Here is a 23,297-nt window from a genome sequence, read left to right as displayed (position 1 = left end):
CCCGGCCGGTCTCAGCCCTTCGGGATGACCTTGTGCGTCCCGTCGCACCACGGCAGGCGGCTGGACTTCTCGCAGCGGCACAGCGCCACGACGGGTCGCCGGACCGGGTGGACGGTGCCGTCGGCGTCCTGCACCGACCGCGCCCCGCGCAGCAGCATTGGCCCGTCGGGGCACAGCACCACCTCGGGGTGGTCGAAGTCGCGCTCCCTCATCGGTCCGCGCCCCACGAGGCGAGCATCGCGGTCGCGAAGCGGGCCTCGACGTCGAGGCACGTCCACGCCCCGAAGAGGATCTCCATCGCCTGGTCCGGCTCGTCCTCGGCGAGGGTGCCGCAGATGTCGCGCGCGGCGAGCTGCTCGTGGATGGCGTCGGCCTCGACGTGCTCGTCGTAGTAGGCGGCCATCGGTCCGTCGAGACCCAGCCGGTCGAGGCCCTGGGCCATCTTCCGCGAGGGGATCGAGCTGGTCATCTCGAACGCGGCCAGGTGGCCCATCGCCGCGCCGCGCAGCCGGCGGTGCAGCCCGAACAGGGAGCCGGCGTTGTTCATCTCGAGGTTCTCGGCGATGGCGTCGTCGATGTACGCGCCGTACTCGGGACGCAGCCCGGCGGCCTCGAGGCCGCGGGCGAACAGGTGGGCGTGGAGCCGGTTGGGGTCGCCGTCGCCGTACTCGTCGTACTGCAGCTCCATCAGCGCCGCCTTGGCGCGGACCGGGAGCCGCGGCACCACGAAGGCCGACGGGTCCGACTCCTTGAGGTGGTAGATCGACCGCTGGCGCAGCAGCTCCAGCACCTGGTCGAGGTCGGCGCGACGCCGCACGTGGTCGGCGAGCGAGGGCCCGTCGTCGGCGGCCACGAGCGCCTCGAGCGCCGCGGGCACGTCGTCGGGCAGGTCGCCCGCAACCGGCCGTGCCGCCTCCCAGCGCGACCGCAGCCGGTCCTCCAGGGCCACCTCCAGCCCGTGGCGCACGTGCAGGACCTCGGGGTCCCACTCGGCGTGGTCGTCGGCGTCCTCGAATCCGCGGTAGGACAGCTCGTGGAGCGTCCACAGCGCGAGCGCCTCGTCCTCGAGGGAGTCGGCGGCGGGCGCGGCGCCGGCGGCACCCGCGTCGGCGAGCCGGGCGACGACCCACTCGCTCAGGCCGCCGCGGGGCTTGGGCAGCCTCACGGGTTGAACACCACCTTGACCATGCCGTCCTCCTTGTCGCGGAACTTGCGGTAGGCCTCGGGCGCGTCGTCGAGCGGGAGGTGGTGCGTGGCGAACGACTCCACGCCCAGGACGTCCTCGTCCTGCTGCAGCAGGTCGAGGATGTCGTCGCTCCAGCGACGCACGTTGGCCTGCCCCATCCGCAGCTGCACCTGCTTGTCGAACAGCTCGAACATCGGCAGCGGGTCGGTGGGCGCGCCGTACACGCCCGAGATGCTGATCGTGCCGCCCCGGCGCACGGCGTCGATGGCGCTGAGGAGCGCGGCGAGCCGGTCGGAGCCGACGTTGAGCATCACCTTCTCCTGCACCTTCTTGGGCAGCAGCCCGAGCGCCTTCTGCGCGGTCTCCGCGACCGGGGAGCCGTGCGCCTCCATGCCGACCGCGTCGATGACGGCGTCCGCGCCGCGGCCGTCGGTCAGCTCCCGGACGGCGTCGCCGACCCCGTCGACCTGGGTGTGGTCGATCGTCTCGGCCCCGCGGCCGTGCACGCGGGCCAGCCGCTCGCGCACCGAGTCGACCACGATGACCCGCAGCCCGCGGTGCATCCCGATGCGTGCCGCCATGTCGCCGATCGGGCCGGCGCCCACCACGAGCAGCGTGCCGCCGTCCTCGACGTCGGCGTACTCGACCGCCTGCCACGCGGTGGGCAGCACGTCGGAGAGGAACAGGAAGCGGTCGTCCGGCGGGCCGTCCGGCACCTTGATCGGCAGCGTGTCGGCGAACGGCACGCGCAGGAGCTCGGCCTGCCCGCCGGGCACCCGGCCGTAGAGCTTGCTGTAGCCGAACAGGCTCGCACCGGTGCCGGTGTCGCGGTTCTGGGTGGTCTCGCACTGGCTGTGCAGGCCGCGGCTGCACATCCAGCAGGTGCCGCAGCTGATGTTGAAGGGGACGACGACCCGGTCACCGGGCTTGAGGGTGGTCACCGCCGACCCGACGTCGCGCACGACGCCCATCGGCTCGTGGCCCACGACGTCGCCCGCCGTCATGAAGGGGGTCAGCGGGTCGTAGAGGTGGAGGTCGGAGCCGCACAGACCGGTCGAGGTCACCTGGACCACGACGTCGGTGCGCTCCTCGATCTTCGCGTCGGGCACCTCCACCACCTGCATGTCCTGCTTGCCCTGCCAGGTGACTGCCTTCATGAACCGGAGACCTCCTCGGTCTGGACGTGGGTGCGGCCGGGAGCCGCGGGCGTCAACGACGACCAGTGCCCCCGGCACCTGCGGGGCATACGTCGGCGCATGGGCGCACGCACCGGTGGGAACGACTGCGCACCCACGGCCGAGCACAGCCGGTCGCCGAGCGGAAGGACCCCCACATGCCAGACGAGCACCCGGCACCGAGCACCGACGAGGAGCGCGCCGAGCGGGTGGCAGAGCTCGCCCAGTCGCGTGGCCTGAGGGTCGCCGCCGCGGAGTCGCTGACCGCCGGCCGGATCTCCGCCTTCCTCGGTCGGGGCGAGGCCGCCTCGGAGTGGTACCGAGGTGCCGTCGTCGCCTACGACGAGGAGGTGAAGTTCGACGTGCTGGGCGTGACGCGCGGGCCGGTGGTGACCGACAGCTGCGCCCGGGAGATGGCCGAGGGGGTGCGCCGGCTGCTGATGGCCGACGTGGGGCTGGGGATCACCGGCGTCGGCGGTCCCGGGCCCCAGGAGGACCGCCCGCCCGGGACCGTGCACCTGGCGCTGGCCGGCCCGGACGGCACGCGGTCGCTGCACGTGCGGCTGGAGGGGGACCCGTCCGAGGTCGTCGTGGCCGCCACCCGGCGCGCGCTGGACGAGCTGGCGAGCGAGCTGGCGGCCGTGACCCAGGACGGCGCTGGGTCGGCGACGGAGGACCGCCCGGCCGGGTGAGCCGATGCGCCCCGCCGCGCGTCGCACCGCCGGACGGCGGCGGCGGGGTGGTACTCCTCGTGCATGACCCGGACGACCGTCGGCGCCCGGCTGGCGCTCACAGGCGCCGGCGCGCTGCTGCTCGCCGCCTGCGCCGGGTCGCAGGACGCCCCGGCACGGTCCGCCGCGCAGCAGCTGCTCCGGGCCGTCGACACCGGCGACGGGTCGGCGGCGTGCGCCCTGCTCGCCCCGGCGGCACGCGACGAGCTCGAGCAGCAGTCGGGCCGGCCCTGCGAGCGGGCGGTGCTGCAGGAGGACCTCGGCAGCGGCTCGGGCGCGGCGCACGTGGAGGTGTACGACTCGATGGCGCAGGTGCGCCTCGGGGCCGACACGGTGTTCCTGTCCCGCTTCGACGGGCGCTGGCTGGTGGTCGGGGCCGCCTGCACCCCCGTCGCCGGGCGGCCGTACGACTGCAGCGTGGCGGTGCCGTGATGCGGGTGGTCTTCGTCGCCTACCTGGCCGTGATCTGCGTCGGCCTGGCCCTACTGCTCCTCCTCGCCCTGAGGCACGCCTGATGCGCACGTTCCTGCGCCACAACTCGCTGAGCCTGTTCTTCGGGGCGCTCTTCGTGCTGAGCCTGGCCGGGCAGTCCGTCGCCGGGTGGCACCAGCTCAACGCCCTCCAGGTGGCCGAGCACCTCGACCCGCTCACCTGGACCGGCTACGTGACCTCCTCCGACTTCGCCGTCGACGTCGCGGAGAACTGGCAGAGCGAGTTCCTCCAGTTCTGGCTCTACCTGATGGCCACCGTCTGGCTGCTGCAGAAGGGCTCCCCGGAGTCCAAGGAGCTCGACAAGGCCGGCCGGGAGTCCGACGAGGACCAGAAGATCGGCGCCCACGCCGTCGCCGACTCCCCCGCGTGGGCGAGGACCGGAGGCTGGCGGACCCGGGTCTACTCCTCCTCGCTGGCCATGGTGATGGGCGCGATCTTCCTCGCGTCCTGGCTCGTCCAGTCCGTGGCGGGGTGGGCCGCCTTCAACGAGCAGCGCCTCCAGCAGCTCCAGGACCCGCTGTCGTGGACGTCCTACCTGCGCAACGCCGACTTCTGGGCGCGCACCCTGCAGAACTGGCAGAGCGAGTTCCTCGCGGTCGGCGCGATGGCCGTGCTCACGATCTACCTGCGCCAGCGCGGGTCCTCGCAGAGCAAGCCGGTCGGCCAGCCGCACGGGTCCACCGGCGTCGAGGGCTGAGCGCGACAACTGACCCCTTGGTGGGTGGCGGCACCCGACCGGCACCTGTGAGCCTCGCACCATGCCCGACCACACGTCCGACGCGATCCCCGACCACCCCGCGCCCGAGCGCCGCCGACCCGAGGGCGTCACCGACGCCACCGTCGAGGCGGTGGGCAAGCTGTCCGCCGCCCTCGACCACGTCGAGGACGCGCGTGGCCACCTCTACGCCTTCCACCGCCTGATGGGCAGCGCCGAGAGCACGCTGGAGGAGGCCGAGGCGCTGGTCCGCGAGGCGGGGCACGTCGACATCGCCGACGCGATGGACCGCGACGTGCTGGGCCAGAACCCGCTGCCCGGCATGTGGTCCTTCCAGATGGTCGACGCCTTCGACGACGGCTTCTACGCCCGCACCAAAGGCCTGCACCAGCGTGCGCTCGACGAGCTGATGAACGGCCAGCGCCACGTGTTCGAGGCGGAGATGAAGGAGCTGCGCCGCACCCGCGGGCGCGAGGGGCACGAGGCCCGGCCGGGAGACGTCGAGGGCGACCCCGAGTTCGAGTGACGAGGGCGGGCGGCTAGCGGCCGCGGAGCTCCGGCAGCACGTCGGAGCCGTAGGCCGCGAGCATGTCGGCGTAGTGGGGGCCCATGTTGGCGACGTACACCTCGTCGAAGCCGGCCTCGACGAACGGCGCGAAGGCCTCGACGTGCTCGGCGGCGTCGGGGCCGAACGCGCCCTGCTCGGCGAACGCCTCGCGGGTCACCAGCTCGCTGGCCTGCTCGAAGTGCTGCGGGCTCGGCAGCACCTGGCTGAGCTCACCGGGCACGCCGGAGTTCGGCCACAGCTCGTACGCCGCGTCGATCGCCTCGTCGCGGGTGGGCCCCCACGCGACCTTGAAGCCGGCATGGGCCGGGGCGTCGGCACCCTTCGCCGCCCGGAACGTCCGCACCGACTCGGCGTCGGGCTGGGTGGTGATGAAGCCGTCGGCGATGCGGCAGGCCACGTCGAGCGCCTTGGGGCCGAACGCGCTCATGTAGATCGGCGGCGGCACGTCGGGCAGCGTGTAGATCCGCGCCGTGTCGACGGTGTAGTGCCGGCCCTCGTGCGAGACCACCTCGCCGGTCCAGAGCCGGCGGATGACCTCGACCGCCTCCTCCAGCATCTCCAGCCGCTTCTCGGTGCGGGGCCAGGCATCGCCCAGCACGTGCTCGTTCAGCGCCTCGCCGGTGCCCACGCCGAGGGTGAAGCGGCCCTCGCCGAGGAGCACCGCCGACGTCGCCGCCGCCTGCGCGACGACGGCCGGGTGGACGCGCACGGTCGGGCACGTCACCGCCGTCGTGACGGGCAGGTCGCACACCTGCGCGACCGCCCCGATCATCGACCAGACGAACGGCGACTGCCCCTGCGCGTTGTTCCACGGGTGGTAGTGGTCACTGATCCACAGGCTGTCGAAGCCGGCCCGCTCGGCGAGGCGTGCCTGCTCGAGCAGCTGCTCCGGCGCGTACTCCTCGCAGGAGAGGAAGTAACCGAAGCGGGTCACGAGCGGGCGGTCTGCGCGGCCACCCGCTGGGCAGCCACGCGCGGGGCGGCGACCGGAGGAGTCGCGACCCGCTGGGCGGCGACGCGCGGACCCGCGGCCCTGGGCGCGGCGATGCGCGGGGCGGCGGCACGCGGGGAGGCGGTCTCGGCCTCGCCCGACAGCAGCAGTCCGTGCTGGATGGCCCACAGCACCGCCTGCGAGCGCGAGGACACCTCGATCTTCGAGTAGGCGCCGCGGATGTAGGACTTCACCGAGTTGATGCTGAGGTTGGTCTCCTCCGCGATCTCGCGGTTGGCCTTGCCCGCCGCGATCATCGACAGGACCTCGGTCTCGCGCTGCGTGAGGGGCCACTTCTCGGCCGGCGCGCGCTGCGCCTCGGCCTGGCCGGTCCAGTCGTCGACGATGACGCGGCCGTCGGCGATCTGGAGCAGGTCCCACACCAGGCGGCGGCCGGGAAGCCACTTGCTGACGAAGCCGGCGGCGCCGCGCGACATCTCGGTCGAGACCGCCTGCGGGCTGCAGTCCCAGCCGAACGCGACCATGCGCGTGGGGAACCGCTGCGGAGCCGGTCGGGTGCCCGCTGCGCGCCGCTGGGGGTCGTAGAGCGTGAGGTCGCACAGCGGCGCGGGACCGTCGGGCCGGTGCGGCACCACGGAGATCAACGCGGAGTGCGGCTCGAGCATGGCGCGGAGGCCGTGCACGACGAGCTCGCTCTCCTCCATCAACGCCACCTTGACGTGGCGACGGGTGCCGGGGGCAGTAGGTCGGTCCATGGCCTGATGTACCCCGAAGGGCGGGTTGCATACAGGCCCGATCCGTGCGATGGACCAGCCGGCGGTCGGGGCGGGCGCGGCGCGCGTCAGGCCAGCAGCACCCTCGCGACGCACGCCGCCTGGCTCTCGGCCACGCCGGCGCGCTCCGCCGCCTCGCGCAGCCGGACCGCGGCGTCCTCGGTGGTCAGCGCCATCCGCGCGGCGAGCAGCCCGACCGCGACGTCGACGAGACGCTGCTCGCGCAGGCGCTCCGGGGCCATCTCGGCGCGACGGAGCGTGTCGAAGCCGAGGTCGGCGTTGGTCACGGCGCCGGCCTGCCACGCACCGAGCGCCTCGACCAGCCCGTCGATCCGGTCGTGGAAGGCGTACGCGGTGGAGGCGTAGAGGTCGATGTTCAGCACGGCGCGGCCGTGCTCCACCACCGGCAGTGACACCGTGCTGGCGATGCCGGAGAAGGCGCGCTCGCGGGCCATCTCGGCCCAGCCATGCTCGTCGAGGGCGTACTCCTCCTCGTGCTGCTCGTCGGAGGCGGGCGCGTCGCCGGCGGCGTCCGCGGGGGCGGTCGCCGCCCGGTCCACGAGCGTGAAGGTGATGTCCTCGTCGAGCAGCGTGACGCTCAGCGCGACGCAGTCCGGCACCGCGCGCACCGCCCAGCCCTCGATGACCCGCAGCAGCCCTTCGACGTCGTCGACAGACGGCGTGACGTACTCGTCCAGGGCTTCCCGACTCTGCGGCAGCAGCTCCACGACCTCCTCCTCGGCATCCGGCGGGTACCTGCTCGTCGATCGTGCTCCAGCCCGCCGGACCACACCACACCCGCCCGGGCGACCGCCGACGGCGCATGCCGCGCAGCGCTCCGGGGTACGTCCGCGGATGGCAGCGGACCAGCCCAGTCCCCCCGTCGTCGTGCTCGACCTCGACGGCACCCTGGTCGACTCGGTCTACGAGCACGTCGTGGCCTGGCACACCGCGCTGCACGACGTCGGGCTGCACGTCCCCACGGTGCGCATCCACGAGGCCATCGGCATGGGCGGTGACCGGCTCGTCGCGCACGTCGCCGGTGACGCCGCGGAGTCGGCGGTCGGCGACGACGTGCGGGAGCTGCACGACAAGTACTTCCGGGCCGCCCTCCGCACGGTCTGCGCCCTCGACGGCGCGTCCGAGCTGGTGGAGGCGCTCGCCGGTCACGGGCACCGGCTGGTGCTCGCCAGCTCGTCGGAGACCGGCCTCGTGGAGGAGATGCTCGACCTGCTCGACGTACGCCGCCACCTCACCGCGGTCGTGACGGGCTCCGACGACGCCGCCACGAAGCCCGCGCCCGACATGGTGCTGGCGGCGGTCGAGAAGGCGGGCGGAGGCGACGCGGTCGTCATCGGTGACGCCACCTGGGACGCCGTGTCGGCGCAGGCCGCCGGGGCGGCGAGCATCGGGTTCCGCAGCGGCGGGATCAACGCCGACCGGCTCAGGTCGGCGGGCGCGTACGCCGTCTACGACGGTCCGCGCGACCTGCTCGACCAGCTCGGGGGCGGGCTGCTGCGCCTGCCCTGAGCGACGACGGCCGCCCTGGCCGGCGGCCGCCGGTGTGCGTCAGTCGGCGGGGTAGGGCGAGGCCTTGAGCAGCCGCGCCAGGTGGGTCGCGTTGCGCGCCAGCACCTGCGTCGTGCTGGCCGTCTTCTCGGGCGTGGCGTCGAGGTCCTGGTAGTCGACCGCCTGCATGGCCTCCCCCACCCAGTAGGTCACGGCCTGGGCGGGGATGGTGAAGCCCACGTCGTCGAGCGCCTGGTAGAGCTCCGCCGAGACGTGGTGCGCGCCGTCCTCGTTGCCCACGACGCCGACACCGGCGACCTTGCCGAACATCAGCGGCCGCCCCTCGTCGTCGGTCTCACCCAGCTCCGCGTCGAGGCGCTCGAGCACCACCTTGCACACCGAGGCGGGCTGGCCCATCCAGATCGGCGTGACCAGCACCAGGACGTCGGCTTCGAGGACCTTGCGCCGCAGCGCGGGCCAGCCGTCGCCGTTGCCCTCGTCGGTGCTGACGCCGTAGGCGACCCGGTGGTCGATGACGCGCTCCATCGAGCCGCTGACGCCGAGCGCGGCGAAGGCGTCGAGGACCTGCTGGCCCAGCAGCTCCGAGCTGGACGCCGTCGGCGCCGGCTTGAGGGTGCAGGTGAGCACGAGGCAGGTGAGGTCCGGCGCGGGTGCTGTCATGCCGTGCTGGTACCCGGTGGCGGGGTGTCCATACGAGCGCGGCCGGCGTGCGGGGTTCGGGCAGCGACTTGGGGCTCGGGCGGGCGGCGGGCGGGCGGCGGTGTGTGAGACACCTTTCCGGCCCCCAGAACCTGCCCCACGCACCGCCCGCGCGGGCGGCGGGCGGGCGGCGGTGCGTGAGACACCTTTCCGGCCCGCAGAACCTGCCCCACGCACCGCTCGGGCGGGCGGCGGGCGGCGGTGTGTGAGACACCTTTCCGGCCCCCAGAACCTGCCCCACGCACCGCTCGGGCGGGCGAACGGCTGGCAGCGCCTGGACGGACGAAACCCGCCGGAAGCACCTCGCACGGCGTACGGGAGGTGAGGTCCGGCGGGTCTCGCGGCCGAAGCGCCGTGGTCGTGGCGGACGACCGCGGTGAAGCACCTGTACCCCGCGACGGTGGATGCATGCACCGCCCCGCCGACCGCCTTCGCGCTCCGCCCGCGCCGGAGCCCACCGGAGTACGGTGCGTCCTGCCGTCCCGCCTCACGAGGAGAGCCGATGACCACCTCCGACGACCAGTCGCAGACGCCCTGGAGCGACCCGCAGACGCACGTGGACACCGACCCGGTCAACGCCGCCCCGCAGCCCGACGACGCCGCCGACACCGATGCGGGCGGCGACTCGGGCACCGGCACGCCGACCGGCGACGCCACGTCCGACGCCGACGACCGGACGGACGAGCAGGCGGAGTGATGCCCGCGACGCGGCGGGCCGCGCTGCTCACGGGAGCGGCGCTCCTGCTCGCGGGGTGCGGGCTGTCCATCCCGACCGATCCCGACGGCACGCTCGACCGGATCCGCGCCGAGGGCGTGCTGCGGGTCGGCGCGTCACCGCGACCGGGGTGGGTCGAGACGGGTGACGGCCAGCCCGGGGGACGCGAGCCCCGCCTCGTGGCGGCGTTCGCCGACGATCTCGGCGCCGAGGTGGAGTGGACGGTGGCGGGCGAGGAGGAGCTCGTGCGCCTCTTCGAGGACGGGAAGCTCGACCTGGCGGTCGGCGGCTTCACCGAGGACAACGCCTGGGTCGACAAGGTCGGCCTCACCCGCGCCTACACCGAGGTCGTCGTCTCGGGGACGACGGAGGCCCACGTGATGATGGTGCCGATGGGGGAGAACGCCCTGCAGTCGCAGCTCGAGCGCTGGCTCGACGTCCACGGCGGTGGCGCGTGAGCGGCCCCGGCGAGCAGACCGGATCGCGGCACCGCTTCGGCCACACCGAGCTCCCGCCGCGACAGGCCGCGGCCCTCAGGCGTGCCGAGCGGCTCGAGGTGGTGACGTTCCTCTACATGACCACGTGCGTCGCGGTGGTGTTCGCGACGGCGGGCGGCTCCCAGGCGATGAAGACGGCCTGGATCGAGGACTCGCTCGCGCTGATCCCGCCGCTCGCCTTCCTCGTCGCCGTGCGCGTGGGTCGCCGGCGTCCGTCCGCCGACCACCCCTACGGCTACCACCGGGCCACCGGCATCGGTCACCTCACCGCAGCCGTCGCGCTCCTCGCCGTCGGGCTGCTGCTCATCGAGGACTCCGCGATGGGCCTGCTGCGCGCCGAGCACCCGCCGATCGGCACCGTGCACCTGCTCGGCCAGACGTTCTGGTCGGGGTGGCTGATGGTCGCGGCGATGGTCTACACGGGCATCGGGCCGTTCGTCCTGGCCCAGTTGAAGCTGCCGCTCGCCGAGGAGCTGCACGACAAGGTGCTCTACGCCGACGCCGACATGCAGAAGGCGGACTGGATGACCGCGGCCGGCACCATCGCCGGCGTGCTCGGCATCGGCGTCGGCTGGTGGTGGGCGGACTCGACGGCGGCCCTGCTCATCTCGCTGTCGATCGTCCGGGACGGCTGGTCGAACCTCCGCCACGCGTCCACCGCGCTGATGGACGAGCGCGCGCGGACGTACGACGACGAGCACCCGCACCCGCTCACGCAGGACGTCGACGAGGCGCTGCGGCGCCTGCCGTGGGTCGTCGACAGCCGGAGCCGGGTCCGCGACCAGGGGCACGTGTTCCACGTCGAGGCCTTCGTGCGGCCGGCCGAGGGGCAGGCGCCGACGCTCGACCAGCTCGAGGAGGCCGTCGACCTGCTGCGCGACCTCGACTGGAAGCTGCACGACGTCGTCGTGATGCCGGTGCGCGACCTGCCGGACACCATCCCGGACCCCCGCGCGGAGGGCGCGCGCTAGCGGTCGGCGTCCGGGTTGCGCCCGCGCCGAGTCCCGGCGGCGTCCGGCGGCGTCCGGCGCTCGTCACCGGTCAGTACGAGAGGCTCGCCTCACGGCCGCGCCGCGTGGTCAGCAGCCGCGCGGCGAGGAAGCCGCCGATCGCGCCGAAGAGGTGCCCCTGCCACGAGACGCCCGGCTGGCCGGGCAGCACGCCGAGCAGCGCACCGCTGTAGAGCAGGAACACCGCGACCCCGATGAGGATCTCGCTGGGGTGGCGGTTGAGGAAGCCTCGCACGACCAGGTAGACGATCCACCCGAAGATCAGCACCGACGCACCGGCGTGGTTGCTGCCGGGCTGCGCGAACACCCAGACGCCGAGCCCGCCCACGACCCAGATGATCGCGGTGGCGGCGAGCCCGCGGGCGACGCCGGTGGCGAGCGCCAGGAAGCCGAGCACGAGCACCGGGACGGTGTTGCTCACCAGGTGGTCGAACCCGAAGTGCAGGGTCGGCGCGAGCGCGATGCCGACCAGGCCGTCCTCGCTGCGGGGCTGCACGCCGTACGCGTCGAGCGGGTGGCCTGTCGCGGCGTCGAAGATCTCCAGCACCCAGAGCACGACGACGAAGCCGCCGGTGAGCAGCGCGGCGCCCTTCCAGGCGGGCTCCCTCGCGGTCGTCGGCATGTCGCTCATGGTGACAGCCGTCGTGAAACGGCGTGCCGATGTCGGGGCGTCGGCGCGGGCGTACGTCATACGGAGCCGCACCTATAGGTGCCGGTTCGCATGACGCAACCGCCCAGCCCGACGGCGGCACCGGCGTACGTCATACGGAGCCGCACGTGTAGGTGCCGGTTCGCATGACGCAACCGCCCAGCCCGGCGGCGGCGCCGGCGTACGTCATACGAAGCCGCACGTATAGGTGCCGGTTCGCATGACGCAGGCGTCCCGGCCCCCGGAGAAGCCGGCGTACGTCATCCCGAACCGCACCTATACGTGCCGGTTCGTATGACGCAGGCGCCCCAGCCCGCGCAGACGCCCGCGCTCTGGGGACCCCCCCACCCCCCTAGCGCTCGGCGCTGCCGTCGGCGAGCATCTCGGGGCACACCCCGCCCGGCGTGGTGAGCAGCTCGAAGTGCCAGATCTCGTTGGCGAAGGTCTGGCACAGGCCGTACGCCGAGCCGTGCTCGCCCAGCCACAGCGCACCGTCGGTCGGACCGATGTCCACGGCGTCGCCCGTGACGTGGGCCGAGGAGTCGGGCGAGGCCACCCAGCGGCGGGCCTCCTCCGCGCTGCCGTACGTCGCCAGCGCCTCTTCGAACAATCGCTCCTGGTGCGCCCGGCTGCGCCAGCCGCTGGTCACCCGGAGGTCGAGGCCGTCGGCAGCGGCGTCCTCTGCCGCTGCGAGCACGGCCGCGACCAGGTCGGGGTCGAGGCGGTCCAGTGCGGCGCTGTCGTGCAGCCCCTCGCCGAGCTCGCGCGCGGCCACCTCCGCGACGGTCCGCTGGGCGGCCGGACGAAGGATGCCGTCACCGCCGCCCGGGACGTCGCAGGCGAAGACGGCGAGGCCTAAGGAGGCCAGCATGACGCCGATGAGGAGGCGCGTCCCGATCTCGTACATGCCGGCGACGCTAGGGAGCAGGGGAGGTCCGGGGCCTCCCTCCCAGGTGCCGACCCGCCCGCCCCGGGTCCCGGCCGTCTCCACCCACCGGACGACGCGCGCCGAGCGCCCTGGCACGCGCGCAGCGGACTCGGGTTCAGCCGCCCACGACCGCCTCGCCGCCGATCCACACCCGCTCCACCCGCGCCGCGCCGACCTCGTCCGGCGCGTCGAACGGGTCGCGGTCGAGCAGCACCAGGTCGGCGACGGCACCGGGCTGCACCAGGCCGGCGTCGTCGCGGTGGCACACCCACGCCGACCCGGAGGTGTAGGCGGCGAGCGCGACCTCGAGGGGGAGCGCCTGGTCGGGCAGGAACGGCTCGGTGCCCGCGCGGCCGGGATCGCCGTACGCCGTGCGGTGCACGGCGACGTGGATCGCCTCGAGCGGGTTCGGCGTGCTGACCGGCCAGTCGCTGCCGGCGACGAGGCGGGCGCCGGCGCGGTGGAGGTCGCCGAACGGGTACTGCCGCGCCGCCCGGGAGGGGCCGAGGAACGGGATCGTTAGGTCGACCATCTGCTCGTCGTAGCAGGCCCAGAGCGCCTGGATGTTCGCGGCGACCCGGTGCTCGGCGAAGCGCGGCACGTCGTCGGGGTGCACCAGCTGCAGGTGGGCGACGTGGTGCCGGTGCAGCGGCTCGGTGCCCTCCAGCGCGTCGAGCGCCTCGCGCACCGCCCGGTCGCCGAGACCGTGGACGTGGACCTGGAAGCCCACCTCGTCGAGGGCCGACACGATGCTGCGCAACGACGCCGGGTCGACGAACGACATGCCCGCGTTGGCGGTGGGGTGCCCGCAGCGGTCGAGGTACGGCTCGACGAGCGCCGCCGTCCCGTTCTCGGCGACCCCGTCCTGCATGATCTTGACCGACGTCGCGGCGAAGCGCCCGTGGGAGCACGCCTCCCGCCTCTCCACCAGCTCCGCCACCTGCTCGAGCCCGCGCTCCCGCTCCCACCACAGCGCCCCGACGACGGAGCCGGTCAGCTCCCCCGACCGCGCGGCGCGGAGGTACGCCGGACCGGTGTCCTGCATGCCGGCGTAGGCCCCGACGATCGCGTCCTGCCAGCCGGTGACGCCGAGCGAGTGCAGGTGGCGCTGGCCCTCGAGCAGGCCCGCGTGCAGTGCGTCGGCGTCCGCGACGGGCAGCACCGCCAGCACCAGTCCCATCGCGCCCTCGTGCAGCACGCCGGTCGGCTCCCCCGCTGCGTCGCGCTCGATGCGGCCGTCGGCCGGGTCGGGGGTGTCGCGGGTGATGCCGGCGACCCGCAGCGCCCGGCTGTTGAGCCACATCCCGTGGTGGTCGCGGTTGACCAGCGCGGCGGGCCGGTCGGGCAGCACCGTGTCGAGGGCGGCGGCGGTCGGCAGCCCGCCCGGGAAGGCGGCCATCGCCCAGCCGCCGCCCTGGACCCAGTCGAGGTCCGGGCGGGAGGCGGCGTACGCCGCGACGTGGCCGAGGTACGCCGCCGGCTCGGCGGCGACCTCGCTGAGGTCGCACGTCAGCCGCTCGAGCCCGCCCTGGACCGGGTGCACGTGCGCGTCGACGAAGCCCGGCAGGAGGAGCGCCCCGCCGCAGTCGACCACCTCGGCGCCGGGCGTGCGCTCGGCGCCGCCGACCGAGACGACCCGGCCGTCGCGCACCAGCACGTCGCCTACACCGCCGAGGTAGCGGTGACCGTCGAAGACGCGGGCATGGGTGAGGAGGAGGTCGGCCATGCGCTCATCGTGGCGTCAGCGCGGGTCGCTGGCCAGCACGCCCATGACGTGGGCACCGGCCCGCTCCGCCGGCTCCGCCGCGGCGAAGGGGCTGGCCCGGAACCATGAGGAGAACCGACGCGTGAGCGCCACGGGCCCCTCCAGCTCGAGCCGGCCCGTCCTGAGCGCCTCCCGGTAGGACGTGTGCCTGAGGTGCAGGTCCACAAAGGTCATAGAGTCGGTCCGCACCACCAGGTCCTCGTCGTACCCGGCGCCGCGGGTGCACAGCTCGGGTTGCGGGCGCCGCAGGAGGATCCAGTAGTTGTCGGAGGGCTGGTCGCGCAGGGAGAACCGGACGGCCGTCGTGCCCGGGGGGATCTGCTCCACGTCGACCAGCTTGGTGGTCGCCCACAGGACGTAGGCCGGGTCGAGGTGCCGCGGTTCCAGCTCGAGCCATCTCGCACCCCAGCGGCCCATGGCGTCGCAGACCGTCTCAAGGTCGCGGCCCATCTCGGTGAGCTCGTACGTAGCGCCTCGGCCGGACCCGTTCGTCGTGCGCACCAGGACGCCGTGGCGTTCGAGCGTGTGGAGGCGCTGCGTGAGCAGCGCCGTCGAGATGGCGGGAGCTCCCTGACGGATCTCGCTGAACGTCCGGCAGCCGTTGAGCAGGTTGCGGATGATGATGGGCGTCCATCGCTCAGCCAGCAGCTCAGAGCTCCTCGCTATGGGGCAGAACTGACCGTAGTCACCCACCCGTCCAGAGTGCCCCCGCGGGTCGCGCGCGGCAACTTCACATTCTGATCTTGCTGCTGTCACCGCACGGGACGACGCTGGGGCGGCGGGCCAGACACACGACGACGGAAGTGGTGGTGGAGATGACGATCCCGAGCGAGGCCTACGCGGTTCGGCCGGGGCAGGGAAGGACGATCGACCTCGGCGTCGCGTCCATGCGTTTCATCGCGAGCGGCGAGACCACCGGCTCCGCGTTCACCGTGGCCGAGATGTCCGGCACCGCCGCGGGACCGTGGACGGTGCCGCACCTGCACCGCGGCTTCGAGGAGTCCTTCTACGTCCTCGACGGCCTCTTCACGTTCAGCGTCGGAGACGAGCGCATCGAGGCGACGCCCGGCTCGTACGTGCTGGTCCCGCGGCGAACCGCTCACGTCTTCGAGGCCGCGCGCGGCGGCGGCAGGTTCCTGCTGCTGATGGTTCCCGGCGGCCTCGAGGAGATGTTCGTGGAGCTGGCGAGCCTGTCGGGTGACGCGATCCGGGACCCAGCCGTGCGTGCTGCGGTCTCGAGCCGCTACGACTCGGTTCCGGTGTAGGCCATGAACCTCGAGCTCACGCTTCCGCCGCCGGCGCGCGCCGTCGGCACCTACAGCATGGCCGTGCACGCGGGCGGGCTGGTGTTCCTCTCCGGACACGGCGCGTTCGAGGACAGGAGGCCGATCCACACCGGTCGCCTCGGCGCGAGCCTCACGACCGAGCAGGGTGCGCGTGCTGCCGAGGCCGTGATGCTCGGCCTGCTCGCGACCGTCCAGGACGAGCTCGGCGACCTCGGACGGGTCGAGCGGTTCGTCAAGGTGGTCGTCTTCGTGAGCTCGACGCCCGCCTTCACCGAGCAGCACCTCGTCGCGAACGGCGCCACCGATCTCCTCGTGCGGGTGTTCGGTGAGCGCGGCAGGCCGGCACGCTCTGCTGTCGGGGTGGCCGCACTCCCCCTCGGCTTCGCGGTCGAGATCGAGGCGATCGTCCAGGTCGACGACCTCTGACCGAGCGACCAGGCAGGCCGCAGCCGCGCCGCGAGGTCGAGGGAGGCTCCTCCCGACCGATGGAGAACTCCACGTCCTGGCCGAGGGGCACCGACGCGCGGTGTGCTCGAGGGCGTGGCGACCGACGCCTGATCCGGCGGCCGCTCGCCCAGCCCGACGGGGCGGGCGGCCGCCGTCACCCGGTCAGCGGGACTTCTTGGTCAACGTGAGCGAGTGGACGCAGGTCAGCGCGGCCTTGGTGTCGACCATCCCGAGCCCGGAGTGGATGTCGAAGCCGGGGGTCATCATGTCGACCGCCGTGGAGAGCAGGCACTGCTTCGCCTGGGCCGGCGTCGCCCTCGGGTTCGCCTGGAGCATCAGCGCCAGGACGCCGGAGACGTGAGGCGACGACATCGACGTGCCGGAGATGCAGAAGTAGCCGGGCTGTTGGGTCTCCGCGCACTCGGTCAGCGGGGCGAGCACGGACGGCGACAGCGCGGCCATGATCGCGTCGCCGGGCGCCACGACGTCGACCTGCGGGCCGGTGCCGTCGGCCGCACCTCGGCTGGAGAAGTCGGTGATCTGCTCCCCCGCCGCGCACTGGGAGTCCACGGACTTGCAGGCCGCGCCCACGAGGACAGCACCGTTGGCCGGGTCGTGGTACCCGCCGATCGTGCCCGCCTCGGGGCCGTTGTTGCCGGCCGAGAAGACGACGTGCACACCGCTGTCCACGACCGACCCGATCATCTGCGACATCGCGTCGAAGTCCGTGGGCTCACCGCAGTCGAGGCCGAGGCAGTTGGGCTCGGTGGGGAGCAGGCCCCACGAGTTCTGGGTGATGTCGATGCCGTACTGCTCGTGGTGCCGGATCGTCCAGTCGAACGCCGCGAGCGCGGCCTCCTCCCAGTCCAGGTCGTCGGCGATGCCGAAGCCCGGCGTCGCCACCCGCATGGAGATCAGGGAGACGCCCGGGGCCACGCCCGCGAGGTCCGGGCCGCCCTGCGACGCGGACAGGCTGCCGTCGCCACCCACCGTGCTGGCGACGTGGGTGCCGTGGCCGATCTCGTCCTGGAGCGCCAGCGCGCCTGTCGACTCGGCGTACGCGTCCCACTGAGCGGCCGAGAAGCCCACCTGCTGGGCGGCCTCGGCGTAGGAGAAGTTCAGGCCCTTGACCACCCGGTCACCGAAGTCCGGGTGAGCGGCGAAGATGCCGGAGTCGAGCACGGCCACGGTCACGCCCTCACCGGACACGCCCGGACGGGTCGCGGTGACCCGCTTGCCGCCGACGCGGGTGGTGTACGTCGAGGGCTGGTCGACGCCGAGCGCGTTGATCTGCTGCTTCGAGGCGTAGAGGTGGGACACCAGCTGGCGCTGCGGCTCCACCGCGATGACGCCCGGGAGGGTGCCGAGGGCGTCGACGACCGGGAGGTCCGCCGTCACCGCCACGGCTCCGATCGTCGGCAGCTCGATCGCCCGGTGCACGCCGAGGTCCCGCAGCACGCCGAGCGTGCCTGTCGGGACCACGCCGTCCTGGAAGGCCACGATGACCTTCCCGCGCCCTGCCGCGTCGGTGGGCACCGACGGGGCGGTCAAGGCGAGCTCAGGGCTCGCAGTGGCGGACACCGGCGCGACGAACGCGGCAGCACTGGTCGTGAGGACGGCGAGGAGCGACGCGAGACGCCGGGTGGGTCGAAGCATGGGGGTGAGCCTCCGTGGCGAGTTGTTGACAGTCCCAACGACGCGCCCGTCCGGTGGTTACCGTCGTGTCGTGTCCCGGGTTTGCACCGGCGCATCTCCCGGACGATGGGAGGGACACGGGCACGCTGTCTCGTGGGCCGGCGTCGGGCGGCAGCCCGCCGGCCACCAGGGCCCGATCCCACCCACGGACGCACACGCCCGCTCCGCCCCCTCCGCCCCTTCCTACGGGTGGAATCCGCGCGAGGCCGCATCTCCCGTCGGCCTGCGGGGTACCTGCTCGCCGACCGCAGGGGGTTGCTGGTCACGCCGCCGTTCTCCCCCGTCCGGCGGCACCGGCCGCCCGCCTTCCGTCCGGAGGCGGGCGGCACCTCCCCCGGGCGGAGCCCGTCGTGGCGGCGCGCATCCGCGGACGTGGACGCCGCCCCGCTCGTGACCGCCTAGCCCTCGGGGAGCTCCCGGCTCTCGACCAGGCGCAGCGCGACCTCCACCAGCTTGGTGTTGGTGTGCGACGAGATCCGCTTGAGGTAGGCCAGCGCCTGGTCGGCGTCGACCCCGAGCCGCTCCATCACGATGCCCTCGGCCTGCCCGATCACCGTCCGGCTGGTCAGCGCCAGGCCCAGCCCGTCGATCTCGCGGCCGGCGGCCAGGGAGACCGCGAGGTGCCCGGCGAGGGCCTGGACCGTGGCGAGGCCGTCGGCGGTGAAGGTCCCGGGGCCGGTGCCGTAGACGCTGAGGGTGCCGTAGACGTGCCGACCACTGAAGACGAGGACCGACATCATGGAGCCCAGGCCCAGGTCCTGGTGGACCCGGCGGCCCCACACGGGCCAGCGCTCGTCGCGGACCAGGTCCTGGGAGACGACCGTCTCCTCCTCCCGCCCGGGCGGGAAGCACGGGCCCTCGCCGAGCTCGTTCTGCAGCGTGTTCGCCGCCGTGAGCGCCTCCGCGGTGGCGGCGAGCGTCCGGCACTCGCCGTCGCGGTTGATCGTCAGCCCCGCACACGAGCAGCCGGGAACCAGCTCCACCGCCGCCTCCACGGCGAGCATCAGCCGGTCCGCCTCCTGCGTGGCCGACCTCAAGGCCCGGGCCAGGTCGGCGAAGTCCCGCATGCTCGTGTGCTCCCCAGCCACCGTTCTTCCTGTCTGTCCATCGCGAGGCGCCCGGCGCGACGCGCGCGTGGGCACCATCCGGAGTCGGGCGGCCCCCGCGACCCGACGATCCGATTCTGCTCGACGCCGACAAGTGGTGGTGGCTGCGGCGGAAAGGTCGGAACAGGTTGAGCGCGCGTGCCGGCTCCGACACACTCACACCATGCGAGAGCGGGAGGCGGACAGGGATCTGCACGCCTCCGGCCTTGCCCTCGTGGGCCGCTACACCTACCGACCGGACACCGACAGCTGGTGGTGGTCCGACAACATGTTCCGCATCCACGGCTTCGAGCCCGGATCCGTGGTGCCGACGACCGAGCTGGTGTTGCGGCACATCCATCCCGAGGACCGCGAGGCGGCGTGGCAGTCGCGCGAGGACGTCGTCGGGCGACAGGAGCCGTTCTCGTTCCTGCACCGCATCCGCACCGCGACCGGCGACCTCCGCGTGGTGGTGGCGGCGGGGCACCTCGCCCGCGAGGACGGTGCCTCCGTCGTGCACGGTCACCTGGTCGACATCACGACGGTGCAGAAGCGGGCGGTGGCCGCGGAGGTCGAGACCGCGGTGATCGACTTCGTGGAGCACCGGGCCGTCATCGAGCAGGCCAAGGGCGTGCTGGCGCAGCTCTACAGCGTGGACGTCGACACGGCTTTCGCGCTGCTGCGTGTCTTCTCGGCCGACACCAACCGCAGGATCCGAGACATCGCGGCCGTGCTCGTCGCCGCCGCCAGCAGCGACCGCACGCCGGCCAAGCGCCGGGCCGCGTCGGCCCACACCATGTTGGACCGCCTGTACGCCGACCTGCCTCCCTCCGCCTCGCCGTCCGCCTGACGCGTCAGCCGTCCAGCAGGGCGAAGGTGGCGAGCGCGTGCACGAGGGACTTCCCGTCCTGCTCGACGTCGGCCTCGCAGATGGTGAGCCTGTCCCCCCTCTTGCGTACCTCCGCTGTCACGACGAGGTCGCCGGGCGTGCCCGGGCGGAGGTACGTGAGCGTGAGCTGACTGGTGGCCGGCGTCTCGTCCCCGACCGCACTTCTGATGGCTGCGCCCATCGTCGCGTCGACCAGGGTGGCGAGCATGCCGCCATGGATCGTGCCGGCCGCATTGAGATGCCGCTCATCGGCCCGCACCTCCAAGGTGGCCCGCCCGTCAGCCGCTCGGGGGGAACCAGCGCCGATCGTCGAAGTGAAGCCGTCCTCGGTGTCAGTCACCTGACGGCGGTACCCGTGGCACGTCGCACGATCCGCAGTCCGCGGATGTCGGTGCCGCCCCCGGCCGGCGCAGGCGTCGCGCGCCCAGGTGGGTGAGCGTCGAGCGCCCATGCGGAGCTCTGGACTCCTCGCGTCCCGGAGGCGGACCATGACAGGACGCGCCAAGTCGTGGTGGAGGACCACATGGCCTCGATCGTCGGAAGTCCGGTTCGATGGCACAGCCACCTGCCTCGGCACGCGGCCCCCGGGGCACGGACCGGCGGGGGCGCCACGGCGGGGCATGTGCCCGCCCTGGACGGCGTCAGGGCCCTGGCGGTCGGAGCGGTGCTCGCGTTCCACGGCGGGCTGCCCGGAGCCACCGGCGGCTTCCTCGGCGTGGACGCCTTCTTCGTGCTGTCGGGCTACCTCATCACCTCGCTCCTGCTCGCCGAGTGGACCCGCCACGAGGGACGCATCGACCTCATCGCCTTCTGGGGCCGGCGCGTACGGCGGTTGCTGCCGGCGTTGGTGCTGATGATCACGACCGTGGCGGTCCTCGCCCGCACGATGCTCCCTCCGGAGGAGGTCCGGCTGCTGCGAGGCGACGGGGTCGCGGCACTCCTGTACGTCGCCAACTGGCGGATGATCTTCCGCGGCAGCGACTACTTCGCGCTCACGGCGGCGCCCTCGCCCCTGGAGCACACCTGGTCGCTCGGCATCGAGGAGCAGTTCTACCTCGTGTGGCCGGTGGTGGTGTACGCCGTGCTGTACGGCGCGCGCCCGGGCCGCGCGCCGTGGCCCGTCGGCGCGGACCGGCGGGTGCGGCAGCGCCTGTCCTGGCTTGTCGCGGTGTGCGCGGCAGGTGCGGTGACGTCCACGATCGCCCTCGCGCTGGTCTACAGCCCGGACGACCCCGGGCGGGCGTACTACGGGACGGACACCCGGGGTGGGGCCATCCTGATCGGGGCCGGGCTGGCCGGCCTCGTGGCGCTCCGCACGGCAGGTCGCCCGGGACTGCCCGGAAGGCCCCCAGCGCCCGACGCGGCGCGCCCCGTCGCCGGAGGCCGACGGTTGGCTCTCGGCGCGGCGGCGACGGGTGCGGCTGGCGTCCTGGGGTGGGCCTCGACCCATCTCTCGGGCACCGACGAGGCGCTCTACCGCGGGGCGATGGCCGGCATCGCGCTCGCCGTCGCGGCCGTGATCGCGCACGTGGTGCTGATTCCGACAGGGGTCCCGGCCCGGCTGCTCTCCCTGCCACCGCTGCCGGCCCTGGGCCGGATCTCCTACGGCATCTACCTGTGGCACTGGCCGGTCTTCCTCGCGGCGAACGCCGACCGGACCGGGCTCGAGGGCCTGCCACTCTTCGCGACGCGGTGCCTGCTCACCCTGGCGCTCGCGGTCGTGTCCTACACGCTCGTCGAACGCCCCGTCCGGCTCCGGGTCAGGGTCCGGCGTCCGCTCGCCGCGCTGGGCCTGACCGGCGCCGCCATCGCCGGTGGCGCCGCGGCCCTCGTGCTCTCGACTGCGGTGCACCCGCTGCAGCCCGGCCCCGGGGACGTCCCCGTCGGCCGTGCCGTGGACCGGTTCCTGGCACGAGCGGAGCAGGGCGCGGTCGTGGCTCCCGACGACCGTCGGAGGCCTCGCGTCGAGAAGGCGACGTCGCGGCCGCCCCCACCGAGGCTCCACACGAGGATCCCGGGACAGCCCGTGGTGGTCGACGTGTTCGGCGACTCGGTGGCGTGGACCCTGGTCACCTACCTCCCGGACCACCCGGAGCTCGACGTCCGCGACCACACCCTGATGGGGTGCGGGATCACCCGGACCGCCCCCTTCCGCTACGGCGACCGCCTCTACCGTGGGCTCGCGCCGGCGTGCCGGGACTGGCCGCACCTCTGGCGGGCCGCGATCGCGGCCGACGACCCGGACGTCGCGTTCATCCTCGTCGGCCGCTGGGAGACCATGGACCGGGTGCTCGACGGCCGGTGGACCCACATCGGTCAGCCCGACTTCGACGCGCACCTGCGGGCGGAGCTCGACCTGGCCATCGACGTGGCGGGCGCTCGGGGAGCCCACGTGCTGCTCGCGACCGAGCCGTACAACCGACGGTGGGAGAAGCTCGACGGCAGCCTCTACCCGGAGGACCAGCCCGAGCGCGTGACCCTGTGGAACGCGCTGCTGCGGAGCGTCGCCGCCGACCACCCGGGAGTCCAGGTGGTGGACCTGGGCAGGCGGGTCTCGCCCGAAGGCCGCTTCACGTGGGACGCGGGCGGCTACCAGGTCCGCTCGGACGGTCTGCACCTCACCCCCTCCGGGGTGCAGGGCTGGATCGCACCGTGGCTGCTGCCCCAGCTGATCGACGCCGTGCCCGAGCGACGCCACTCCCACGCTCGGAGCCAGCACTGAGCGACACGACGGCCGTTTTAGCCAAATTGGGGGACGGCGCGACGCCGCACTCCTGGTGTAGACCAGTCCAAACGGTGAGTGGCGGGCGCCGCAGCAGGTGGCGGACCCGTCACTGGAGCCCTGGGGAGGGACTCGTGATGACGCTTGCCTCAACGCGCCCACGACGGCGACAGCGACATGTCGCGATCGGGCTCGTCAGCATCCTCGTGGCCACGCTGTCGGCGTGCACCGGTCGCGGCGGCGGCCAGCTGCCGCCGGACGGCCTGCTGTTCGCCGGCGCCGCGTCGTTCGGCTTCAGCTTCAGCTGTGAACGCTCGTCCAAGAGCACCCGGCCGCAGCCGTCGGCGGGGCGGCTGCGCATCCAGCTGTCGTACACCGACCACGGGCGGAACCTGCTCGGGTCCGGGTTCTCCGTCCACGGCACCGTCGACACCCTCGACCCGGTGCTCGAGTCGATGATCTGCATCGGCCAGGAGCCTCCTCCGGGAGGCAACGAGCTGATCTTCCTGGGGCGCTACCGGTCCTCGGGCCCGGCTCCGGCCGGGTTCGCGCCGGCTTGCACGACCAGCGGGTCCCTGTGCCGCTTCGAGGTGGTCGTGCGGGACAACGACAGCGATCGAGCCCCCTCGGCGGGTGACTTCTTCTCGATCAAGCTGTCCAGCGGGACCGCGCTCTCGTCCGAGCTGGACCCGGCCACCGTCTTCTACGCCCGCGCCGGCCTGCTGCGCAGCGGCAACCTGACGGTCGACTGACACCCCACACTGCTCGGTCGGACCTGGAAGGAGCCG

Annotated in this window: 27 protein-coding genes; 13 read left to right on the top strand and 14 right to left on the bottom strand. The window is 73.4% G+C overall.

Going from position 1 to position 23,297, the window contains the following annotated elements:
- Positions 1-11 precede the first annotated feature (11 nt).
- Genes J3P38_RS10190 through J3P38_RS10180 form a run of 3 tightly spaced genes read right to left on the bottom strand, consistent with a single transcriptional unit; the run spans position 12 to position 2,343 of the window.
- On the bottom strand, positions 12-212 hold the full coding sequence (locus J3P38_RS10190; RefSeq protein ID WP_210439646.1) for a CDGSH iron-sulfur domain-containing protein: 201 nt from the start codon (positions 210-212) through the stop codon (positions 12-14).
- The gene (locus J3P38_RS10185) at positions 209-1,165 is read right to left on the bottom strand and encodes an iron-containing redox enzyme family protein (RefSeq protein WP_210439645.1); all 957 of its coding nucleotides are present in this window, start codon (positions 1,163-1,165) and stop codon (positions 209-211) included. Before J3P38_RS10185 ends, J3P38_RS10190 begins: the two co-directional genes overlap by 4 nt.
- Positions 1,162-2,343: a zinc-dependent alcohol dehydrogenase gene (locus J3P38_RS10180; RefSeq protein ID WP_210503468.1), complete on the bottom strand. Its 1,182-nt coding sequence runs from the start codon at positions 2,341-2,343 to the stop codon at positions 1,162-1,164. Before J3P38_RS10180 ends, J3P38_RS10185 begins: the two co-directional genes overlap by 4 nt.
- A gap of 176 nt (positions 2,344-2,519) precedes the next feature.
- On the opposite strand from J3P38_RS10180, the gene J3P38_RS10175 reads away from it, so the two are divergent.
- From J3P38_RS10175 to J3P38_RS10160, 4 genes are all read left to right on the top strand, one after another.
- Positions 2,520-3,053: a CinA family protein gene (locus J3P38_RS10175; RefSeq protein ID WP_210439643.1), complete on the top strand. Its 534-nt coding sequence runs from the start codon at positions 2,520-2,522 to the stop codon at positions 3,051-3,053.
- A gap of 63 nt (positions 3,054-3,116) precedes the next feature.
- Complete coding sequence (locus J3P38_RS10170; RefSeq protein ID WP_246850035.1) at positions 3,117-3,524, top strand: hypothetical protein; 408 nt, start codon at positions 3,117-3,119, stop codon at positions 3,522-3,524.
- An 82-nt stretch (positions 3,525-3,606) separates the two neighbouring features.
- Positions 3,607-4,281 (top strand): DUF6766 family protein, encoded by a 675-nt coding sequence (locus J3P38_RS10165; protein ID WP_210439642.1) that lies wholly within the window; start codon positions 3,607-3,609, stop codon positions 4,279-4,281.
- Between the two features lie 61 nt (positions 4,282-4,342).
- The gene (locus tag J3P38_RS10160) at positions 4,343-4,825 is read left to right on the top strand and encodes a hypothetical protein (RefSeq protein ID WP_210439641.1); all 483 of its coding nucleotides are present in this window, start codon (positions 4,343-4,345) and stop codon (positions 4,823-4,825) included.
- Between the two features lie 13 nt (positions 4,826-4,838).
- On the opposite strand, the gene J3P38_RS10155 is transcribed toward J3P38_RS10160, so the two are convergent.
- The 3 genes from J3P38_RS10155 to J3P38_RS10145 all read right to left on the bottom strand — a co-directional run bounded on the left by J3P38_RS10155 (position 4,839) and on the right by J3P38_RS10145 (position 7,320).
- A complete protein-coding gene (locus J3P38_RS10155) occupies positions 4,839-5,801 on the bottom strand; it encodes a TIGR03557 family F420-dependent LLM class oxidoreductase (RefSeq protein WP_210439640.1) in 963 nt (320 codons plus the stop codon).
- Positions 5,798-6,574, bottom strand: a complete 777-nt coding sequence (locus J3P38_RS10150) for a helix-turn-helix transcriptional regulator (RefSeq protein ID WP_210439639.1) — start codon at positions 6,572-6,574, stop codon at positions 5,798-5,800. Before J3P38_RS10150 ends, J3P38_RS10155 begins: the two co-directional genes overlap by 4 nt.
- Positions 6,575-6,660: 86 nt before the next feature.
- Entirely contained in the window at positions 6,661-7,320 is a 660-nt protein-coding gene (locus J3P38_RS10145) for a hypothetical protein (RefSeq protein WP_210439638.1), read from the bottom strand.
- A 127-nt stretch (positions 7,321-7,447) separates the two neighbouring features.
- Here J3P38_RS10145 and J3P38_RS10140 point away from each other — a divergent pair, with 127 nt between their 5' ends.
- Positions 7,448-8,122, top strand: a complete 675-nt coding sequence (locus tag J3P38_RS10140) for an HAD family hydrolase (protein ID WP_210503466.1) — start codon at positions 7,448-7,450, stop codon at positions 8,120-8,122.
- 39 nt (positions 8,123-8,161) lie between these two features.
- On the opposite strand, the gene J3P38_RS10135 is transcribed toward J3P38_RS10140, so the two are convergent.
- On the bottom strand, positions 8,162-8,782 hold the full coding sequence (locus tag J3P38_RS10135; protein WP_210503464.1) for a flavodoxin family protein: 621 nt from the start codon (positions 8,780-8,782) through the stop codon (positions 8,162-8,164).
- A 541-nt stretch (positions 8,783-9,323) separates the two neighbouring features.
- On the opposite strand from J3P38_RS10135, the gene J3P38_RS10130 reads away from it, so the two are divergent.
- From J3P38_RS10130 to J3P38_RS10120, 3 genes are read left to right on the top strand one after another with little or no spacing between them, the layout of a single operon-like run.
- Positions 9,324-9,518 carry a hypothetical protein gene (locus J3P38_RS10130; RefSeq protein ID WP_210439635.1) on the top strand — a complete coding sequence of 65 codons (195 nt, stop codon included), beginning with the start codon at positions 9,324-9,326 and terminating at the stop codon, positions 9,516-9,518.
- Positions 9,518-9,994, top strand: coding sequence for a transporter substrate-binding domain-containing protein (locus tag J3P38_RS10125; RefSeq protein ID WP_210439634.1), 477 nt, complete (start codon positions 9,518-9,520; stop codon positions 9,992-9,994). Before J3P38_RS10130 ends, J3P38_RS10125 begins: the two co-directional genes overlap by 1 nt.
- On the top strand, positions 9,991-11,004 hold the full coding sequence (locus J3P38_RS10120) for a cation transporter (protein ID WP_210503462.1): 1,014 nt from the start codon (positions 9,991-9,993) through the stop codon (positions 11,002-11,004). The genes J3P38_RS10125 and J3P38_RS10120 overlap by 4 nt, the downstream gene beginning before the upstream one ends.
- A gap of 70 nt (positions 11,005-11,074) precedes the next feature.
- Here the strand turns inward: J3P38_RS10120 and J3P38_RS10115 are convergent, their stop codons facing one another.
- The 4 genes from J3P38_RS10115 to J3P38_RS10100 all read right to left on the bottom strand — a co-directional run bounded on the left by J3P38_RS10115 (position 11,075) and on the right by J3P38_RS10100 (position 15,078).
- Positions 11,075-11,665 carry a rhomboid family intramembrane serine protease gene (locus J3P38_RS10115; RefSeq protein ID WP_210439632.1) on the bottom strand — a complete coding sequence of 197 codons (591 nt, stop codon included), beginning with the start codon at positions 11,663-11,665 and terminating at the stop codon, positions 11,075-11,077.
- A 379-nt stretch (positions 11,666-12,044) separates the two neighbouring features.
- Positions 12,045-12,599 (bottom strand): M15 family metallopeptidase, encoded by a 555-nt coding sequence (locus J3P38_RS10110; protein WP_210503461.1) that lies wholly within the window; start codon positions 12,597-12,599, stop codon positions 12,045-12,047.
- A gap of 136 nt (positions 12,600-12,735) precedes the next feature.
- Positions 12,736-14,346 (bottom strand): amidohydrolase, encoded by a 1,611-nt coding sequence (locus tag J3P38_RS10105; RefSeq protein ID WP_210503460.1) that lies wholly within the window; start codon positions 14,344-14,346, stop codon positions 12,736-12,738.
- 15 nt (positions 14,347-14,361) lie between these two features.
- Positions 14,362-15,078, bottom strand: a complete 717-nt coding sequence (locus J3P38_RS10100; RefSeq protein WP_210503459.1) for a winged helix-turn-helix transcriptional regulator — start codon at positions 15,076-15,078, stop codon at positions 14,362-14,364.
- Positions 15,079-15,200: 122 nt separating this feature from the next.
- Between J3P38_RS10100 and J3P38_RS10095 the strand changes: the two genes are divergently transcribed.
- Both J3P38_RS10095 and J3P38_RS10090 read left to right on the top strand, forming a co-directional pair.
- Positions 15,201-15,650: a cupin domain-containing protein gene (locus J3P38_RS10095; RefSeq protein WP_210439628.1), complete on the top strand. Its 450-nt coding sequence runs from the start codon at positions 15,201-15,203 to the stop codon at positions 15,648-15,650.
- 3 nt (positions 15,651-15,653) lie between these two features.
- Positions 15,654-16,097, top strand: coding sequence for a RidA family protein (locus tag J3P38_RS10090; protein WP_210439627.1), 444 nt, complete (start codon positions 15,654-15,656; stop codon positions 16,095-16,097).
- A gap of 183 nt (positions 16,098-16,280) precedes the next feature.
- On the opposite strand, the gene J3P38_RS10085 is transcribed toward J3P38_RS10090, so the two are convergent.
- Positions 16,281-17,774 (bottom strand): S8 family serine peptidase, encoded by a 1,494-nt coding sequence (locus J3P38_RS10085; RefSeq protein WP_210503458.1) that lies wholly within the window; start codon positions 17,772-17,774, stop codon positions 16,281-16,283.
- Between the two features lie 437 nt (positions 17,775-18,211).
- Positions 18,212-18,901, bottom strand: coding sequence for a GAF and ANTAR domain-containing protein (locus tag J3P38_RS10080; RefSeq protein ID WP_210439625.1), 690 nt, complete (start codon positions 18,899-18,901; stop codon positions 18,212-18,214).
- 181 nt (positions 18,902-19,082) lie between these two features.
- On the opposite strand from J3P38_RS10080, the gene J3P38_RS10075 reads away from it, so the two are divergent.
- A complete protein-coding gene (locus tag J3P38_RS10075; protein WP_210439624.1) occupies positions 19,083-19,748 on the top strand; it encodes a PAS and ANTAR domain-containing protein in 666 nt (221 codons plus the stop codon).
- A 4-nt stretch (positions 19,749-19,752) separates the two neighbouring features.
- Here the strand turns inward: J3P38_RS10075 and J3P38_RS10070 are convergent, their stop codons facing one another.
- On the bottom strand, positions 19,753-20,127 hold the full coding sequence (locus tag J3P38_RS10070) for a PaaI family thioesterase (protein ID WP_210439623.1): 375 nt from the start codon (positions 20,125-20,127) through the stop codon (positions 19,753-19,755).
- 282 nt (positions 20,128-20,409) lie between these two features.
- Between J3P38_RS10070 and J3P38_RS10065 the strand changes: the two genes are divergently transcribed.
- Positions 20,410-22,509, top strand: a complete 2,100-nt coding sequence (locus J3P38_RS10065) for an acyltransferase family protein (RefSeq protein ID WP_210439622.1) — start codon at positions 20,410-20,412, stop codon at positions 22,507-22,509.
- 137 nt (positions 22,510-22,646) lie between these two features.
- Positions 22,647-23,261 (top strand): hypothetical protein, encoded by a 615-nt coding sequence (locus J3P38_RS10060; protein ID WP_210503457.1) that lies wholly within the window; start codon positions 22,647-22,649, stop codon positions 23,259-23,261.
- Positions 23,262-23,297 lie beyond the last annotated feature (36 nt).

This window comes from Nocardioides xinjiangensis (genome assembly GCF_017916455.1).
Classification (GTDB): domain Bacteria; phylum Actinomycetota; class Actinomycetes; order Propionibacteriales; family Nocardioidaceae; genus Nocardioides; species Nocardioides xinjiangensis.
This window is presented reverse-complemented; position numbering and strand designations above follow the sequence as displayed.